This window comes from Microbacterium sp. X-17, assembly GCF_039615055.1.
Genome location: NZ_JBDHNI010000009.1, coordinates 26,710 through 42,472 on the forward strand (window position 1 = coordinate 26,710; position 15,763 = coordinate 42,472).

General features: G+C 73.6%; 18 protein-coding genes and 1 tRNA gene. 6 read left to right on the forward strand and 13 right to left on the reverse strand.

Annotated features, from left to right (window positions below; translation table 11 throughout):
- Position 1: 1 nt before the first annotated feature.
- Genes panC through panB form a run of 3 tightly spaced genes read left to right on the forward strand, consistent with a single transcriptional unit; the run spans position 2 to position 2,120 of the window.
- Positions 2-850, forward strand: a complete 849-nt coding sequence (panC, locus tag ABCS02_RS32105; RefSeq protein ID WP_345839784.1) for a pantoate--beta-alanine ligase — start codon at positions 2-4, stop codon at positions 848-850.
- Positions 851-861: 11 nt separating this feature from the next.
- Positions 862-1,242 (forward strand): aspartate 1-decarboxylase, encoded by a 381-nt coding sequence (gene panD, locus ABCS02_RS32110; protein WP_345839785.1) that lies wholly within the window; start codon positions 862-864, stop codon positions 1,240-1,242.
- The gene (gene panB, locus ABCS02_RS32115; RefSeq protein ID WP_345839786.1) at positions 1,239-2,120 is read left to right on the forward strand and encodes a 3-methyl-2-oxobutanoate hydroxymethyltransferase; all 882 of its coding nucleotides are present in this window, start codon (positions 1,239-1,241) and stop codon (positions 2,118-2,120) included. Before panD ends, panB begins: the two co-directional genes overlap by 4 nt.
- Positions 2,121-2,325: 205 nt before the next feature.
- On the opposite strand, the gene ABCS02_RS32120 is transcribed toward panB, so the two are convergent.
- Genes ABCS02_RS32120 through ABCS02_RS32150 form a run of 7 tightly spaced genes read right to left on the reverse strand, consistent with a single transcriptional unit; the run spans position 2,326 to position 6,726 of the window.
- The gene (locus ABCS02_RS32120; protein WP_345839787.1) at positions 2,326-2,739 is read right to left on the reverse strand and encodes a pilus assembly protein TadG-related protein; all 414 of its coding nucleotides are present in this window, start codon (positions 2,737-2,739) and stop codon (positions 2,326-2,328) included.
- Positions 2,740-2,744: 5 nt separating this feature from the next.
- Positions 2,745-3,206, reverse strand: coding sequence for a TadE family protein (locus ABCS02_RS32125; protein WP_345839788.1), 462 nt, complete (start codon positions 3,204-3,206; stop codon positions 2,745-2,747).
- Positions 3,181-3,567 carry a TadE/TadG family type IV pilus assembly protein gene (locus tag ABCS02_RS32130; protein ID WP_345839789.1) on the reverse strand — a complete coding sequence of 129 codons (387 nt, stop codon included), beginning with the start codon at positions 3,565-3,567 and terminating at the stop codon, positions 3,181-3,183. Before ABCS02_RS32130 ends, ABCS02_RS32125 begins: the two co-directional genes overlap by 26 nt.
- 1 nt (position 3,568) lies before the next feature.
- A complete protein-coding gene (locus tag ABCS02_RS32135; protein WP_345839866.1) occupies positions 3,569-3,757 on the reverse strand; it encodes a hypothetical protein in 189 nt (62 codons plus the stop codon).
- Positions 3,758-3,803: 46 nt separating this feature from the next.
- Complete coding sequence (locus tag ABCS02_RS32140; protein ID WP_345839790.1) at positions 3,804-4,721, reverse strand: type II secretion system F family protein; 918 nt, start codon at positions 4,719-4,721, stop codon at positions 3,804-3,806.
- Positions 4,718-5,578 (reverse strand): type II secretion system F family protein, encoded by an 861-nt coding sequence (locus ABCS02_RS32145; protein ID WP_345839791.1) that lies wholly within the window; start codon positions 5,576-5,578, stop codon positions 4,718-4,720. Before ABCS02_RS32145 ends, ABCS02_RS32140 begins: the two co-directional genes overlap by 4 nt.
- Entirely contained in the window at positions 5,575-6,726 is a 1,152-nt protein-coding gene (locus ABCS02_RS32150) for an ATPase, T2SS/T4P/T4SS family (protein ID WP_345839792.1), read from the reverse strand. The genes ABCS02_RS32145 and ABCS02_RS32150 overlap by 4 nt, the downstream gene beginning before the upstream one ends.
- Positions 6,727-6,799: 73 nt before the next feature.
- Here ABCS02_RS32150 and ABCS02_RS32155 point away from each other — a divergent pair.
- Positions 6,800-6,881, forward strand: a tRNA-Leu gene (locus ABCS02_RS32155).
- Here the strand turns inward: ABCS02_RS32155 and ABCS02_RS32160 are convergent.
- The gene (locus tag ABCS02_RS32160; protein ID WP_345839793.1) at positions 6,848-7,699 is read right to left on the reverse strand and encodes a helix-turn-helix transcriptional regulator; all 852 of its coding nucleotides are present in this window, start codon (positions 7,697-7,699) and stop codon (positions 6,848-6,850) included. The two genes, ABCS02_RS32155 and ABCS02_RS32160, sit on opposite strands and share 34 nt — an antisense overlap.
- A 139-nt stretch (positions 7,700-7,838) precedes the next feature.
- Here ABCS02_RS32160 and ABCS02_RS32165 point away from each other — a divergent pair, with 139 nt between their 5' ends.
- Positions 7,839-8,588, forward strand: coding sequence for an SDR family NAD(P)-dependent oxidoreductase (locus tag ABCS02_RS32165; RefSeq protein WP_345839794.1), 750 nt, complete (start codon positions 7,839-7,841; stop codon positions 8,586-8,588).
- A gap of 128 nt (positions 8,589-8,716) precedes the next feature.
- A complete protein-coding gene (locus ABCS02_RS32170; protein ID WP_345839795.1) occupies positions 8,717-9,358 on the forward strand; it encodes a winged helix-turn-helix domain-containing protein in 642 nt (213 codons plus the stop codon).
- Positions 9,359-9,377: 19 nt separating this feature from the next.
- On the opposite strand, the gene ABCS02_RS32175 is transcribed toward ABCS02_RS32170, so the two are convergent.
- The 5 genes from ABCS02_RS32175 to ABCS02_RS32195 form a co-directional block, all read right to left on the reverse strand.
- Complete coding sequence (locus ABCS02_RS32175; RefSeq protein WP_345839796.1) at positions 9,378-10,775, reverse strand: glycoside hydrolase family 30 beta sandwich domain-containing protein; 1,398 nt, start codon at positions 10,773-10,775, stop codon at positions 9,378-9,380.
- Positions 10,776-10,784: 9 nt separating this feature from the next.
- Complete coding sequence (gene araA, locus ABCS02_RS32180; RefSeq protein WP_345839797.1) at positions 10,785-12,305, reverse strand: L-arabinose isomerase; 1,521 nt, start codon at positions 12,303-12,305, stop codon at positions 10,785-10,787.
- 29 nt (positions 12,306-12,334) lie between these two features.
- Positions 12,335-13,957 carry an FGGY-family carbohydrate kinase gene (locus tag ABCS02_RS32185; protein WP_345839798.1) on the reverse strand — a complete coding sequence of 541 codons (1,623 nt, stop codon included), beginning with the start codon at positions 13,955-13,957 and terminating at the stop codon, positions 12,335-12,337.
- Complete coding sequence (locus tag ABCS02_RS32190; RefSeq protein WP_345839799.1) at positions 13,954-14,682, reverse strand: L-ribulose-5-phosphate 4-epimerase; 729 nt, start codon at positions 14,680-14,682, stop codon at positions 13,954-13,956. The genes ABCS02_RS32185 and ABCS02_RS32190 overlap by 4 nt, the downstream gene beginning before the upstream one ends.
- A gap of 75 nt (positions 14,683-14,757) precedes the next feature.
- The gene (locus ABCS02_RS32195) at positions 14,758-15,759 is read right to left on the reverse strand and encodes a LacI family DNA-binding transcriptional regulator (RefSeq protein WP_345839800.1); all 1,002 of its coding nucleotides are present in this window, start codon (positions 15,757-15,759) and stop codon (positions 14,758-14,760) included.
- Between the last annotated feature and the right edge of the window lie 4 nt (positions 15,760-15,763).

A 15,763-nucleotide genomic window follows, 5' to 3' on the forward strand; every position in this document is an offset into this window, starting at 1 on the left:
CATGAGAATCGTCCGCTCGGTCTCCGACGTGCGTGCCGCCGTCCGCGAGGCGCGTGCGCAGGGCGCCACGATCGGGTTCGTTCCGACGATGGGCGCCTTCCACGAGGGCCATCTGTCGCTCATGCGCGCGGCGCGCGCCGCGCACGATCTCGTCGTCGTGTCCCTCTTCGTCAACCCCACCCAGTTCGGGCCCAGCGAGGACCTCGCGGCCTACCCGCGGGACGAGCAGCGCGACGCGCAGCTCGCCGAGAGCGCGGGCGCCGACATCCTCTTCGCCCCCTCCCCCGCCGAGATGTACCCGGACGGGTTCGCGACCAGGATCCACGTCGCCGCCGTCACCGACGTGATGTGCGGCGCATCCCGCGGGCCGGAGCACTTCGACGGCGTCGCCACGGTCGTCGCGAAGCTGTTCGGGATCGTCGCGCCGGATGCCGCGTACTTCGGGCAGAAGGACGCGCAGCAGATCCTCGTGGTGCGGCGGATGGCGCGCGACCTCGACATCCCGGTGGAGATCGTCGCGTGCCCGATCGTCCGCGAGCCGGACGGGCTGGCGATGAGCTCCCGCAACGTCTACCTCGACGCGCCGGCGCGCGAGCGCGCGACCGCGTTGCACCGCGCCCTCGCCGCCGCCGAGGCCGCGGTCGCGCGGGGCGACGTCACGGCGGACGCGGTGCTCGGCGCCGCCCGCGCGGAGCTCGCCGCGGCGGACATCCAGCCCGAATACCTCGATCTGCGATCGCCCGACGACCTGACCGAGGTCGACGCCGTCGCCCCGGTCGCCCTGCTTGCCGTCGCCGCCCGGGTGGGCGCGGCGCGACTCATCGACAACACGATCCTGGAGAGCCACTGATGCGCCGGACGATGCTGAAGTCCAAGATCCACCGCGGCCGGGTGACCGGCAGCGACCTCAACTACGTCGGCTCGATCACGATCGACCCGAACCTGCTCGAGGCCGCCGACATCCGCGAGAACGAACAGGTGCACGTCGTCGACGTCGACAACGGCGCGCGCCTCGTGACCTACGCGATCGCCGGTGCGCGCGGGTCCGGCGACCTGCAGCTCAACGGCGCCGCCGCGCGGCTCGTCCACCCCGGCGACACCGTGATCGTCATCTCCTACGCGGACGTGGACGACAGCGAGCTCGACGGATTCGCGCCACTCGTCGTCCACGTCGACGAACGCAACGCGATCGTCGCCGTCGACACCGATCCGTCCGAGCTCCGCTCCGGGGAGGGGCGGTGAGCGCCTCCCCCGCGACCCCCGGATCGCGGGTCACAGTCACGACGCTCGCGCGCAAGAAGGCCGACGGCGAGCCCATCGTCATGGTGACGGCCTACGACTATCCGGGCGCGCGCGCCGCGGAGGCCGCGGGCGTCGACGCCGTGCTCGTCGGCGACTCGGGCGCGATGACGGTGCTCGGCTACGACAGCACTGTGCCGGTGTCGGTCGAGGAGATGCTCATGCTGACGGCGGCCGTGCGGCGCGGACTGACCACGCCCCTGCTGGTCGCCGACCTCCCCTTCGGATCGTACGAGGCGTCCGACGAGCAGGCCGTCCGCACCGCGCAGCGCTTCGTGAAGGAAGCCGGATGCGACGCGGTCAAGGTCGAGCGCGGAGGCACCACCGCGGATCGCGCCCGCGCGATCGTCGCCGCCGGCATCCCGGTGATGGGACACGTCGGGCTCACGCCGCAGAGCGTCGGCGCCCTGGGCGGCTACCGGGCGCAGGGTCGCACCGCCGTCGCGGCGCGCGACGTGCACGACGCCGCGATCGCCCTGCAGGAGGCGGGGTGCTTCGCGCTCGTGCTGGAGGCCTTCCCCAGCGAGGCGACCGCGGCCATCATGCCGGCCCTCTCGCTCCCCGTCATCGGCATCGGCGCGGGCTCGGCGACCGACGGGCAGGTGCTCGTCTTCCACGATCTGCTCGGGATCAACGACGGGCACCAGGCGCGGTTCGTGAAGCGGTACGCCGAGCTGGGCGCCGCGATCACCGCGGGCATCGCGGCGTACGCCGACGAGGTGCGCACGGGCGCCTACCCGGCGCCGGAGCACGGCTACGCGATGGCCCCGGGCGAAGCCGAGCGGCTGCGCGCGATGCTGACCGACCCCGGCGGCATCTGAGCCGACCCGTCCGCGCGCGATCGCGCGCACAACTCCTGCAATCCCTGCAACCTGCGGGGTGGTGCCCGCAGAATCACGGGCGACGCTGCCCGCGCCGCCGGCGTTCTGCAGGAGTTCTGCGGGGCCGGCCGGCGTGACGGGCGATCGGCGGGGTGGGGGCCGGCGGTCCGGGGTCGGGTCGGATCGCACCGGCCGGCGTGACGGGTCAGCGGAGGGCCGTGCGGCTCGTCGCGATCGACGCGAGCGTGACCGTCGCGGGGACGAACGCGGACAGGATCGGCGTGCGCCACTGCGCCCGCACCTCCACGCGCGCCGAGCGGCCGTCGGGCGCCGTGGCGGAGGCGAGAACGACGTCCTCCTCCCCCGCGAGGATCGCCTCGGCCTGCGCCCGGACCGCGGCGTCCGTCAACGTCGCGACGGGCGCGCCCTGCTCAAGCGCGATCGTGAACCCGTCGGCGCCCGCGAGCGCCGCGGCATCCGCCAGCTGGTCGAGTCGCTGCTGGGCGAGGTGCAGGCTGGTCGCGCACGTGCAGACGAACACGAGCACGAGCGCCAGCAGCGCGTATCCCACCGCGAGCGGCAGGATGCTGCCGTCCTCGTCGGCGGCGAGCCGGCGCATCCCCCTCACCGTCCGCTCCAGAAGCGGGAGACCTTCTGCGTCGCGCGCGCCTCGACGGGCACGGAGGCGGCCCGGTCGGCGCCGAACACGGGCGGCACGAGCGGGAGCGCGACCCTCGTCGAGACGGTAACGGTCACTGTCGCGCCGGCGCTCGGGCAGGCGACCCCGGCCGGAGCGCACGCGAGGTCGATCGCGATCAGGCCCGGGTCGAGCTCGTACTCCGCCGCGATGCTCGCGAGCTCCCGATGGGCGCGCTCGCTCGCCGTCGCGGCATCCGGAGCGGTCGCGACCGCACGGGCGATGACGCGGGCGCCGGCCTGGACCCCGAGCGACTGCCCCTGGATCTGCCCGAGCGCGACGACGAGGTACGTGATCGGCACGAGGAGCAGCAGGCCGACCACGATGAACTCCAGCGCCGCCGATCCGCGGTCGTCGAGGAGCTCACTCCAGCGTCTCGCGCGGCGCATGGCCCCGCACCTCCATCGCCCCGGCGGGTCCCCACAGACCGATCACCGGCAGCGGTGCGCGGACGACCATCTCGACCGTGTCCGCGTTCGACCGGCCCGTGATTTCGCCCGCGTAGGCCGCGCCGATCGCGCGACGGATGAGCTCCCGTGTGCGGTCGACGCCGGCCCCGACTGTCTCGTCCGCGAGAGCCGCCTGATGCGCGCCCGTGATGGCCGCGTCATGGACGACGTTGCGTACGTACACCGCCACGCCGAGCTGGATCACGCCGAGGGTCAGCGCCGTCAGCAGGAGCCCGACCAGGACGAACTCGACCGGCGCGGATCCCGTGTCGTCGGCCAGGCTCCTTTTCCGAGCCGGCACCTCAGAGGCCCGAGACGCTGTCGATGGCCTGCTGGAACAGGCCGCTGAGCGCCGGACCCGCGAGCGCCCAGATCAGCACGACGATCCCCGACGTCATGAGCGTGATGAGCACCCAACCGGGGACGTCACCGACCTCGTCGGCGACGAGCTCACCCCACCCCGACCGCAGGCGTCGCGTGACGCGCCGCATCCTCTCCCGCATGGCTTCCTCCCCTTCCGGCGCACCCCGCGCCGTGTCAGATCCCGAGACGCAGCATCACCACGCCCGGGAAGATCGCGAACAGCACGCTCAGCGGCAGGATCAGGAACACCAGCGGAAGAAGCATGAGGATCTCCTTCCGCCCGGCCTTCTCGAGGAGCGCGCGTCGCGCTCCGTCCCGCGCGTCCTCGGCCTGGCGCTCCAGCACGGCCGCAAGCGGAGCTCCGCGTTCGAGTGCGGCGACGAGGTGCTCAACGGCGCGCGTCCAGACCGGGAGCTCGAGCCGCGCGGACGACGCCGCGAGCGCATCGGCGAACGGCGTGCCGGTCTGCGCAGCGAGCGTCACGCGCCCGAGCTCGTCCGCGAACACGCCGCCGGTCTCCGCCACGCGGGCGACCGCCTCCCGCAGCCCCTCGCCGGCGGCGAGGCACAGGGCGAGGAACTCGAGCGCGTTCGGCAGCTCCTCCGCGATCCGGCCGACGCGAGCGTTCGCCGCGCGGGTGAGCAGCACGTCCGGCAGCAACGCGCCCGCGGCGCCGCCCACGACCGGAAGCAGGATGCTCGCGACGCCGGCCCCACCCGCGACGGCCAGCGCGACCGCGACGAGCGCACCGGCGAGGGCGCCGGCCGCGGCCCAGGCCAGCTGCCGGGCGCGGAACCCCACGACGTCGAGCGGCCCGTCCGCACGACGCAGGCGTCGCGCGATCGAGGCCGAGCCGCCCATCCTCCGGGCGAGCCGCACCTGCAGCGCGCCCGCGAGGCGGCGGATGTCGCGCTCGGCGACGTGCGTGAGCGGCGTGATCCCGAGCGGGTCCGCGACGTCGCGCACGTACGGCCCGATCCGTCGCACCAGACTCGGCGCGCCCCAGCGCGGCAGGGCCGCGGCGATCAGGATGACGCCCGCCGCGAACCCGCAGCCGAGCAGGACCGCGAACGCCGGCGCGAGCGCGGTCACGACGACCACCGCCGCGGTGCGGGCAGCCGAGCGATGCGGGTCATGAGCCAGGCGGCGACGACCGTGGCGACGGCACCACCGACGATGAGGGCGACGCCCTCGGGACTCGCGTACGCGCGGGCGCCTTCGGGCCGCAGCGCGAGGAGCGCGAGCACGGCCCACGGCGCGATGACGGCGAGCACCGCCGCGCCGCGCACCCAGGACTGGCGCGCCTCGACCTCCGCCCGCAGCGTCGCGTCCGCCCGAACCGACGCGCCCAGAGACCGCAGCACGGGCACGAGCTGCGTTCCGCCGACCTGACGCGCCATCCGGAGCGTCGCGACGATGCGGTCGGCCACCGCGTCCGCGAGCGTCGTGCGCAATCGGTCGAGGCTCGTGTCGAGGTTCCCCGATGCCGCGAGGTCCCGCGCGAAGGACGCGAACGCCGGCCGGAGCGGTGCCGGTGCCGAGGTCGCGAGGGAGGCGACCGCGTCGGCGAGCGGCATCCCGGCTCGGACGGACGCGATCAGGAGGTCGCACACGTCCGGCCAGAGCGCGCGACGCGTGCGGACGAGCCGCCCCGCTCGCGCTCGCAGATAGGCGATGGGCAGGGCGGCGCCGACGAGCGCGGCGAGCAGCGCCAGCACGGGCAGCGGCAGAAGCAGCCACGCGATCGCCGCCCCGACCGCGGCCAGGACGCCGCTCGCGACGACCACGAGGCGCACGGGCAGGGACGGCATGCCCGCGGACTCGACCAGTCGGGCGAGGGCGGGCACCCGTCTCGGGGCGGCGGCCGAGCGGGGCCGCCGCGGCCAGATCCACGGGGACATCGCGAGCAGGAGGCCCGCGGCGAGTGTCACGCCCCAGACGATCGTCACGCGGCATCCTCGCCGTACAGGGCACGAACCTCGACCACATCGTCGACGACCCGGCCGGTCGGCGCCACGACCTCGACGAGCCTGCGACGGCCGGCGCGATCGCGAGCGACATGCGCGACGACGTGCACGCTCGACGCGATCGCCGCACGGACGAAGCCGACGTCGATGTTCCGGCCCGCGAGCAGCGGCAGCGCGGCGAGGCGCACGAGCGCGTCGGCGGCAGAGTTCGCGTGGATCGACGCGGCGCCGGGCACGCCGGTGTTCAGCGCCAGCAGGAGGTCGAGCGCCTCCGCGTCGCGCACCTCCCCCACCACCAGCCGGTCGGGCCGCATCCGCAGCGCCTCCTTCACGAGCCGGCGGAGCGTCACCTCCCCGGTACCCTCGAGGCTCGGCTGCCGCCCCTGCAGCGCCACGACGTCCGGCGCGGTGAGGGCGAGCTCGAATGTCTCCTCGACCGTCACGACCCGCTCGTCCGGCGGGCACTCGGCCAGCAGCGCGCCGAGCAGCGTCGTCTTCCCCGCGTGCGTCGCGCCGGAGACGAGGATGCTGCGGCCCTGCCGCACCGCGTGCCGCAGGGTCTGCGCCGCTTCCGGTGCGACGGAGCCGGACGCCACGAGGTCGCGCAGCCGCCGGTAGCGCGGGAGGAACTTGCGGACGTTGACGGCCCAGTGCTGCCGCGTGATGTCCGGGATGGCGACGTGCAGACGGCTCCCGTCCGGGAGCGAGGCGTCCACGAAGGGCTGGCTGAGGTCGACGCGTCGCCCCGTGGCATGCAGCATCCGCTCCACCAGCTCACGCACGATCGCGTCGGTGAGGACGACCGGCACGCGCTCGGCCACGCCGTCGCGCGCGACGAACACGCGGTCCGGGGCGTTCAGCCACAGTTCCTCGACCGTCGGATCGTCGAGATACGGCTGCAGCGCGCCGTACCCGGCCACCGACGCCAGCACGTCGCGCACGAAGCCCGTCTCGTCGTCGATCGGCGCGATCCCGCGCGCGAGGGCCAGGTCGTTGTGCGCCTGCACCTCGGCGAACGCAATCTGCCGGGCCCGCTCCGGATGCTGCGACGGATCGGACCGCTCCGCCCGCAGCCGCTCCCGGACGCGCTCGACGACGCGCGCGGGAGCGGCGGAGTCTGCGGAGGCCATGCCCAGCATCCTCACATCGTGCCGCCCCGCCGACGGAGGTTATCCACAGGCGCCCGTAGACTGGGGCCCGCTCGCGGGAGTGGTGAAACTGGCAGACACGCAGGATTTAGGTTCCTGTGCCTCACGGCGTGTGGGTTCGAGTCCCACCTTCCGCACGGGAACCGCGCGTCAGAGACGCGAGTGCTCGGAGCTTCTCGTCGCTCTCGCTGCCCTTGTCCGGGTAGTAGAGGACGAGGATGACGTTCTCGACGGGCAGCTTGTCCCGGTGGAGGCGCAACTCGCCGACGAGGGGATGGTTCACGATCGCCGTGCCGCCTTCGAGGTTGCGAACGTCGTGACGTGACCAGAGGGTGCGGAAGCGTTCGCTGCCCAGCGCCAGCTCTCCGACGAGCTCGACGAACCTGGGGTCGTCCACGTCGTCGCCGATCGACGCACGGAACGCGGCGACGATCTCTTCGGCGGCCTGCGCCCAGTCCTGGTGAAACGCCTGCTCCTCGGGGTCGAGCAGGAGCGAACGGAGGCGGTTCTCGCCGGGGTGCAGGCGGAGAGACAGGGTGACCGCGAACTCGTTGGAGGCGAGGACGTCGAAGGTGCGACCCTCGACGAACGCCGGGATGTCGAGGCTGGCGAGCAGTTGATACAGGCGCTCGGGGACCCGCTCCGGCGTGCGTTTCCGGACCCTCCGCGGCTTGGGCGCACCGAGGCCGAGCAGATACTCGCGCTCGAGGTCATCGAGCCGGAACACGCGGGCAAGGGCTTCGAGCACCTGGATCGAGGGGTGTGCGTCGCGCCCGCGTTCGAGACGCAGGTAGTAGTCGGCGCTGATGCCGGCGAGCATCGCGACCTCTTCACGGCGCAGGCCGGGAACCCGCCGGTTCTCGCCGGCGGGGAGGCCGACCTGGGCGGGCGTGACCAGCTCGCGACGGGCGCGCAGGTACGCCCCGAGACGGTTCTGGTTCTCCTCGGCGACCACACCAGCACGCTACTGCCGTCCCCGCCCCGGAGAGGGGGCCCTGTCAGACCCCCGGAACGCGGGGACACTTCCTGGCTCGCGGTGCCGGGCCGATCCTCGAATCATCGACCGATCTCAGATTCGAGCACGAGGAGACACCATGCACACGAGTGGACGCACCATCTTCATCCCTGGCGGCACCTCCGGCATCGGACGGGAGCTCGCCCGCCGCTTCGCCGCGGCCGGCAGCACCGTCATCGTCGGCGGCAGAAATCGCAGCGCGCTCGCCGAACTCGCCGCGGAGGGCTTCGGCACCGTCGAGATCGATGTCGCCGAAAGCGCATCCGTCACGGCCGCCCGCGACGCGGTGCTCGTCGAGCACCCCGCGGTCGACACGGTGGTCACGATGTCGGGCGTCATGATGATGGAAGACCTGCGCGACCCCGCGCACTACACGGCGGCCGAGACGACGGTGGAGACGAACCTGCTGGGGACGATCCGCGTCATCGACGCCTTCACCCCCCACCTGATCGCGCGGGGCGGCGGGACGATCATCACGGTGACCTCCGGGATCGCCTACCTGCCGTTCCCGCCGATGGCGAGCTACGCCGCGTCCAAGGCCGGGGTGCACGCCTACTCCGAGGCCCTGCGGGTCCAGCTCGCCAGCACCGGCATCGAGGTCGTCGAGCTCGTGCCGCCAGCGGTGGCCACGGCGGGTCAGGAGCGCGTGAACCCGCACGCGCTCCCTCTGGACGCGTTCGCCACAGAGGTGATGAGCCTGCTCTCGCAGACACCCACTCCGAAACAGATCCTCGTCGAGGGGGTCCACATGCACCGCTGGGCCGAGAAGAACGGCAGCTACGACGAACTCGTCGCCCAGCGCGCGCGGATGCTCGCCGCCGCCGACTGACATCGGGCGGAGCGGAATGTCGCGGGGCGTCGCACTGCGACGCAGTGCGTCATCCCCACCACGTCCTCGCTCGGTTTCCGGGAGACTCGGGCTTCAACGGTTCGATTCCGGCGAGGCGAGGAGGGGGTATGTCCGGCGACTACGTCACGATCCCGGTGTGGGCGGCGGATGCGGCCGGCCCGGTGCATCCGCACCTGCGCGCGCCGGACGGGCTGGAGGTCCGCGGCTTCGGGATCTACGTCGGCATCGACGAGTCCGTCGCGCATGCGGCGGGCGTGGACGTGGTCGAGCTCGTCGACGGCGTGCGGCGGGCGCTGACCGACATCCCGGGCACGCAGACGTTCGCATCCGTGGTGCTCGCCCCGGAGGGCACGCCGACCGCGCCCCTCGACGTCGTACGCACGGCCCTGGCGGAACCGTCGCACGGCGACGCGACGCCGACGGCCGGCATCGTGGTCGACCTGGCCCGGCACCAGGTGAGCGTCGACGGGCGCGCGCTGCAGCTCCGCTACCGCGAGCAGGCGCTCCTCGACCATCTGATCCGCCACCGCGGCGAGGTGCTGGACCGCCCCGCCCTCCAGGCGGCGCTCCGGGCCGAGGGCGTCGGCGAGGTCTTCGACCGCACGATCGACGTGTACCTGCAGCGGATCCGGCGGCGGATCGAACCCTACGGCGACATCATCCGCACGGTGCGCGGCCGCGGCTACCGCGTCGACCCGCACCCGGATCTGCGCGTGATCGAGCACGCGTCCCCGCCGCGCCGGTTCTGACCGGTTCGCGGGGCGCGACCTACGCCGGCACCACGAACGTGCTGAACGAGTCGGCGGGCAGCACGACGTCGAACCGGCGGTCGTCGATCGCCACCGAGTACGGCAGCTCGTCGGCGCCGTCGTTCTGCACGACCACCACGATCTCACCGTCGGGGTTGCGGAAGGCGAGCTGGTTCTCGTACCCCGACCAGCTGAACGCCTCGAGCCGCACGGCACCGGGCCGCACGAACCCGCTGACGTGCTTCAGGAGCGCGTACTCGTGCGTGTACCGGGCGGTGCCGCTGGCCGGATCGACGACGACGAGCGAGTTCTGCGCCCATCCCCACCGGCTCACGCCGCCCTCGTCGAGCGCGAGATTCCAGTAGACGTATGCGTTCGCGCCGGAGGTGAGGAAGTGGCGCAGCAGCGTCCAGGCGTACCGCGCGAACCGCCAGTCGTTGCGGCCGTCGCCGCACTCCTGCTCGGTCTGGTAGAGCCGCAGCCGCGGGGCCTCCCGGTGGATCGCGGCGATCGCGCCCTTGCCGGCCCACTGGAAGCCCGCCCCCACGATCCACCGTGCCGCCTCCGGGTCGGCGAGAACACGCAACGTCTGGTCGGGATCCGCGCGCTCCTGCGTGCCGAGGAACACCTCGACCCCCCGCGCGGCCATCACCGGGCCGAGCACCGCGACGAACCGGGCGAGCCCCTCGGACGTCCAGGTGCAGCTCGGGAACACCTGCGGCGAGTTGAACTCGTTCTGCGGCATCACGGCGCCGATGCGGATGCCCTCGGCGGCATACGCGTCGACGAAGCGGCCGAAGTAGCGGGCGTACGCGTCGAGGTAGGCGGGCTCGTCGACGCGGAACAGGTCCGTGCCCTCGACCCCGACCTGGTCGGGAGCGAGCCCGTTCTCGACCCCGCTGTCCGGCAGCGGCAGCGCGGCGGCGTAGTGCCCGTTCCGCTTCATCCAGCTCGGCGGACTCCACGGCGACGCCCACAGCCGCAGCTCCGACTGGCGCGCGAGCGCCTCCCGGATGAACGGGACGAGGGTCGCCCGGTCGTGCTCGATGCTGAAATGCTCGAGCGCGAGGTCACCCGGCTCCTCGTCGTACGAGTACCAGTCGGTCGAGAAGTCGTTCGCGCCGACCGGCATCCGGCACACCGTCAGCCCCATGCCCGCCGGCGAGAACAGCTCGTCGAGGATCGCCCGGCGCTCCTCGGACGAGAGCCGTTGCAGGGCCGTCCAGCCGAGCTCGTTGAAGCAGACCCCGAACCCCTCGATCGTCTGCCGCGTCTCGCTCGTGCGCACCATCACCGCCGGCGCGTCCGCCATCGCGCGGATCACGAGCGGACGCAGCTCAGGCGCCGCGGCCTCGCGGAGCGCGGCGTCGCGGGTCGTGACGATCCAGCGGGGAGCGGATGACGCGGGCATGACCATTGCGCCGGTCTACAGCCCGCGGGCGAGCCGGTAGTACGCGGCGTTCGCCCGCAGCTCCGCGGCGAAGCCGTCGATCGTCGTGCCCTCGTCGATCACGAGCAGCTCGGTCTCGAGCATCGTCGCGAGATCCCGGAACGCCTCCACCCCGACCTGGGTCGTCATCACCGTGTGATGCGCGGCTCCCGCGGTGAGCCACGACGTGGTCGAGGTGCGGAAGTCCGGCGCGGGGCGCCACACCGCGCGACCGACCGGCAGCTTCGGCAGCGGATGCGGCAGTGCGACGTTCTCGACGACGTTCGCGACGAGGCGGAACCGGTCCCGCACGTCCGACAGCGCCACCACGACCGCGGGCCCCGGGTCGGCCGTGAACACGAGCCGCACGGGATCGTCCTTGCCGCCGATGCCGAGCGGGTGGATCTCGAGCGTCGGCCGGGCGGTCGTGAGCGACGGCGACACCTCCAGCATGTGCGCCCCGAGGACCAGCTCCGCGCCCGGGGTGAGGTCGTACGTGTAGTCCTCCATGAGGCTCGCCCCACCCGGGAGACCCGCGCCCATGACGGCCGCGACGCGCACGAGGAGCGCCGTCTTCCAGTCGCCCTCCGCGCCGAACCCGTAGCCGTCGGCCATCAGGCGCTGCACCGCGAGTCCCGGCAGCTGCGTGAGCGTGCCCAGGTCCTCGAACGAGGTCGTGAACGCGGTGAAGCCGCCGGCCTCGAGGAACGAGCGCAGGCCGACCTCGATCGCGGCGCCGTCGCGCAGGCTCTGATGGCGCTCCGCACCGGGCCGGAGCTCGGGCACGACGTCGTACAGGTCCAGGTATTCGGCCACGAGCGCGTCGATCTCGGCGGCGGTCGCAGCGGCCACGGCGTCCGCGAGCTCGTTCACGCCCCACGTGTTCACCTGGACGCCGAAGACGTGCTCGGCCTCGGTCTTGTCGCCCTCGGTGACGGCGACGTAGCGCATGTTGTCCCCGAACCGGGCGAGCTTCATCGTCCGCGCGGCCTGGCGGCCGGCGGCGGCCCGCGTCCACACGCCCACCCGCGCCGCGACGGCCGGGTCGGAGACGTGGCCGACGACGGTCGTTCGCGGCACCCCGAGGCGGGCCTCGATGTAGCCGAACTCGCGGTCGCCGTGCGCCGCCTGGTTGAGGTTCATGAAGTCGAAGTCGATCTCCGACCACGGCAGCGCGACGTTCGCCTGCGTGTGCAGGTGCAGCAGCGGCTTCTGCAGCGCGTCGAGCCCCTGGATCCACATCTTCGCCGGGCTGAACGTGTGCATCCAGGCGATCACGCCGACGACGTCGTCGTCCGCGTTCGCGTCGAGCATCGCGCGACGGATGCCGGCGGCGTCGGTGAGCACCGGCAGCCACACGACCTCGACCGGGACATCGGAGGAGGCGGCGAGGCCGCGCGCGACCTCCTGCGACTGGGCGGCCACCTGCGCGAGGGTCTCGGGACCGTAGAGGTGCTGGCTGCCGGTCAGGAACCAGACCTTCCGGGTGGCGAGGTCGGGGACGACACTGCGGGACATGGGATTCCTCTCGGGGCGCGGGGCGCCGGTCACAGGCTGGCGACGGCCGCGCGCTCGATGGCGAGCCCGGCCTCGTAACGGTGGAGATAGGCGGCGAAACCGGCCTGTTCGGCGGGATCCGGAGCCACGGTCAGGGTGCTCGCGTCCGCGAACACGACGCGGCGGAGATAGTCCGCGAGATCGGGCGTGGGCCCGTCCGAGGCCCGGCGCTCCGCGGCGAACGCCGCCAGCACGGCGATCCCCCACGCGCCGCCCTCGGAGGCGGTCTCGGCGACCGAGACCGGCGCGCCGAGCGCGGCGGCGAGCATCCGCTGCACGACCCCGGCGGTGCGGAACACGCCGCCGTGCGCGGACATCAGGTCGATCCCGACGCCCTCCTCGGCGAGCACCCGCATGCCGAGCGCGAGCGCCCCGAACATGCCGTAGACGTGCGCGCGCAGAAGCGTGCCGAGCGTGAACGTGCTGTCCGGGCTGCGGACGACGAGCGGCCGCCCGTCGAGGAGCCCGGCGACCGGCTCCCCCGCGAGGTGGTTGTAGGCGAGCACGCCGCCGGCGTCGGGCTCGGCGGCGGATGCCTCGGCCAGAAGGACCTCGAACACCCGGTCCGCGTCCAGCGGCGTCCCGGCGGCCTCGGCGAAGCGGCCGAACAGCCCCGCCCACGCGGCAAGCTCGGCCGCGCCGTTGTTGCAATGCACCATCGCGACCGGGTCGCCCGCCGGCGTCGCGACGACGTCGAGCTCGTCGTGCACCGCCGTCAACGGCGCCTCCAGCACGACCATGGCGAAGATGCTCGTGCCGGCACTCACGTTGCCGGTGCGCGGCGCGACCGCGGCGGTCGCGACCATGCCGGTGCCGGCGTCCCCCTCGGGCGGGCAGGCCGGAGCGCCGGGCGCGAGTGCCCCGGTCGGATCGAGGTACGCGGCGCCGGCCGCGGTCAGGCTCCCGGCATCCGCTCCCGCGACGAGCACCTCGGGCAGGAGCACGCGGAGCCCTGCGGGCAGCGCGGTGCCGGCGGCCCGCGCGTCGTAGCGGTCGACGAGCGCCTGGTCGTAGTCGCGCGTGGCGGGGTCGATCGGGAACATCCCCGAGGCGTCGCCGACGCCGAGCACCCGGCGGCCGGTGAGCCTCTCGTGGACGTAGCCTGCGAGCGTCGTGACGGCGGCGACCGCGGGCACGTGGGGCTCCGCGTCGAGGACCGCCTGGTGCAGGTGCGCGATCGACCAGCGCAGGGGGATGTTGACGCCCAGCAGCGCCGTGAGCTCGGCCGCGGCCGTCCCGGTCGACGTGTTGCGCCACGTGCGGAACGGCACGAGCAGCTCGCCGGCGGCGTCGAACGCGAGGTAACCGTGCATCATGGCCGAGACCCCGAGCCCGCCCAGTCGCGTGAGCGGCACGCCGTAGTGCGTGCGGACCTCCTCCGCGAGGTCGGCATAGGCGGAGCGCAGGCCCGCGTCGACCTCGTCGAGCGCGTAGGTCCAGCGGCCGTCCTCGAACCGGCTCTCCCACGCGTGGGAGCCGGTCGCGAGCACGACCGAGGGATCCTCCCCGATCAGGCACGCCTTGATCCGCGTCGAGCCGAGCTCGATGCCGAGCACGGCGCGTCCCTCGACGATCGTCGCGCGCGCGGCGTCGTCGGACGACAGAGCACTCATCGGCGGGCGTCCGCGCTCTGCCCGTACACGTTCTGGTAGCGCTGGTAGAGGTGGTCGATGCGATCCTGCGGGATCGGGATCAGCTCGCCGGCCTGCCGCGCGATGTGCACCGAGCGGGCCGCGTCCTCGCACATGACCGCGGCCTTGACCGCGTCGGCCGCCGAGACGCCGATCGTGAACGGACCGTGGTTCTGCATGAGCACGGCGCGCGAGCGGTGGCCGCGCAGCGTCTCCACGATGCCGCGGCCGATCGACTCGTCGCCGATCACGGCGAACGGGCCGATCGGGATGGGGCCGCCGAACTCGTCGGCCATGCCCGTGATGACGCACGGGATCTCCTCGCCGCGCGCAGCCCACGCGACCGCGTAGGTCGAGTGGGTGTGGACGACGCCGCCGACCTCAGGCATGTGGCGGTAGACGTACGCGTGCGCCGCGGTGTCGCTCGACGGGCTCCGCTCGCTGCCGGCGGTGCCCGGCACGATCTCGCCGTCCAGCGTGCAGAGGATCATCGTCTCCGGCGTGAGGTCGTCGTAGGAGACACCCGACGGCTTGATGACGAAGTAGTCGGTGCCCGGAACGCGACCGGAGACGTTGCCCCCCGTCCAGACGACCAGGCCGTAGCGGACGAGCTCGCCGTGGAGGCGGGCGACGTCGGCGCGGACCGCGTCGATCGCTGCGGCGACCTCGGGGCTGAACGCCGGGGCGCGAGTGTCATCGGTGCTCACGATTGCTCCATCGGTTCCGTGGCCGGCGCGTGCCGCCCCCGCAATGTTACCGGTAACACACCCGGATGTCGCGTCTCAGCGCGAGGTCGTCGATGCCCGCACGACGAGGAGCGGCGGCTCCGGAGCGGGCGGCGGGGCCTCGCCGAGCACCGCGGCGATCGCGCGGCGCGCCTCGCCGAGGACGTCGAGCCGGACGCTCGTGAGAGCCGGGAGGTAGAACGCGGCATCCGGGTTGTCGTCGAAGCCCACCACGCTGAGGTCGGTGGGAACCGCGACCCCGTGCGCGCGGAGTCCGGCGATGAGACCGAGCGCCATCTGGTCGTTCGCGACGACCACCGCCGTCGGGCCGTCGGGCGCTGCCACCGCCGCGGCGACCTCGCCGGCGATCCGGGCCGCGGATGCCGCCGACCAATCCCCCGCCCACACTCCCGCCCGCTGCGCTCCGGCGGCCTCGAGCGCCCGCGCGACCCCGTGCCGCCGCGCCTCCGCCTCGAGCCAGTCGGGCGGACCGTGGAGCTCCGCGATCCGGGAGTGGCCGAGCGCGCACACGTGGTGGACCGCGAGCGCCGCCGCCGCGGACTGCGTCTCGGCGGCACCGTCGCCGTGGAGGAACGCGACCGGCACGTCGCCCCGCTCCGCGTCGAGCACGGCCCGGGCACCGGCGTGCGGGGCGAGGACGACGAGCCCGTCCACGCCCTGGTCGAGCAGGTGCCGCACCGCGGCCGCCGTCGAGGCGGGATCGGCGGGGTCGGCGTACGCGGTGGCGATCCAGCGCCCGCTCTCCCGGGCGACCGCGGCGAGGGCCGCGAGTCCGGCGGCCGGCCCGAACATGTCCGTGTCGGAGGCGATCACGCCCAGGGTGCGCGTCGTGCGCGTGCCGAGTGCGCGCGCCGCGTTGTTCATCCGGTAGCCGAGCGCGTCGACCGCGGCGAGCACGCGTGCGCGGGTCTCGTCGCGGATGTGCGGGAAGCCGTTGAGGACGCGCGACACCGTCTGCGTCGACACGCCCGCGGCCTCCGCCACGTCGCGCACGCCCGCGCGACGCGGCGCGCTCCGCTCGCTCTCCGGTGACGACATTCGC

Excerpts from the sequence above, each read along its gene's own strand:
- ABCS02_RS32165 (WP_345839794.1), top strand. The coding sequence starts at position 7,839 with ATGCACACGAGTGGACGCACCATCTTCATCCCTGGCGGCACCTCCGGC.
- araA (WP_345839797.1), bottom strand. The coding sequence starts at position 12,305 with ATGTCCCGCAGTGTCGTCCCCGACCTCGCCACCCGGAAGGTCTGGTTC.
- ABCS02_RS32150 (WP_345839792.1), bottom strand. The coding sequence starts at position 6,726 with ATGGCCTCCGCAGACTCCGCCGCTCCCGCGCGCGTCGTCGAGCGCGTC.
- ABCS02_RS32125 (WP_345839788.1), bottom strand. The coding sequence starts at position 3,206 with ATGCGCCGCGCGAGACGCTGGAGTGAGCTCCTCGACGACCGCGGATCG.
- ABCS02_RS32175 (WP_345839796.1), bottom strand. The coding sequence starts at position 10,775 with ATGGTCATGCCCGCGTCATCCGCTCCCCGCTGGATCGTCACGACCCGC.
- ABCS02_RS32170 (WP_345839795.1), top strand. The coding sequence starts at position 8,717 with ATGTCCGGCGACTACGTCACGATCCCGGTGTGGGCGGCGGATGCGGCC.
- panD (WP_345839785.1), top strand. The coding sequence starts at position 862 with ATGCTGAAGTCCAAGATCCACCGCGGCCGGGTGACCGGCAGCGACCTC.
- ABCS02_RS32185 (WP_345839798.1), bottom strand. The coding sequence starts at position 13,957 with ATGAGTGCTCTGTCGTCCGACGACGCCGCGCGCGCGACGATCGTCGAG.
- ABCS02_RS32195 (WP_345839800.1), bottom strand. The coding sequence starts at position 15,759 with ATGTCGTCACCGGAGAGCGAGCGGAGCGCGCCGCGTCGCGCGGGCGTG.
- ABCS02_RS32135 (WP_345839866.1), bottom strand. The coding sequence starts at position 3,757 with ATGCGGCGCGTCACGCGACGCCTGCGGTCGGGGTGGGGTGAGCTCGTC.
- ABCS02_RS32120 (WP_345839787.1), bottom strand. The coding sequence starts at position 2,739 with ATGCGCCGGCTCGCCGCCGACGAGGACGGCAGCATCCTGCCGCTCGCG.
- panC (WP_345839784.1), top strand. The coding sequence starts at position 2 with ATGAGAATCGTCCGCTCGGTCTCCGACGTGCGTGCCGCCGTCCGCGAG.